The organism is Vibrio sp. 970 (assembly GCF_033339075.1).
Window position 1 is genome coordinate 1 of sequence record NZ_JAWOTW010000670.1, and the last position, 553, is coordinate 553.

At 43.0% G+C, this 553-nt stretch carries 1 protein-coding gene and 1 pseudogene; both read right to left on the reverse strand.

The genetic code is table 11. The features are described from left to right. Nucleotides 1–147: pseudogene (locus R7Q11_RS28535) on the reverse strand (DedA family protein); the annotation flags it as partial. A gap of 49 nt (nucleotides 148–196) precedes the next feature. Further along, on the reverse strand, nucleotides 197–553 hold a 357-nt coding region (locus R7Q11_RS28540), incomplete at its 5' end, for a hypothetical protein (RefSeq protein ID WP_225467270.1).

Below are 553 nucleotides of genomic sequence, written 5' to 3' on the forward strand. Positions count from 1 at the left end.
AAATGGCGCAGCAGGAATAAAACCACTTTCCAAAAAGATTAATGTCGCCACGACAATATAAATAATCCCTGCACTTCCTGGCGCCATAAGTGCAGAAAAGTCTTGATGCCAAAAGGCAAGCAAGACGCCCATCATTGAATCAAACATAAAAAAGCTCCTAAACATCACTAAATAACAACAAGGTAGATGCTTAGAACTATCGAGCGTGAATAAACCGATAGATAAGATTAGAGCCTAACCCATCTCCAATTTGGTATTTTGAATGAGAGAAGTCTTTCGCAAGACCAAGAAAAGCCGTCAGACCCGCGTTCAAATATGGCGTTTCTGATAAAGCGCGGTTCCAATGAGGAGCCAACGTTTCGAACCAACCAATATCGAGCTCATCAAGATCTGATTTTGAATCATGAACTCGCAGTGCATTGCGATTTAACAGGCTAGCAAACGAATGAAAAGGTGGTGCTAGTGGCGTTTCGGAAACTTGTGCGTCTTCATCATAAAACACACTGCCGACGGTGTAGTGGTGAACAGTTTCAGGCGACGTTGATTCTTGGCC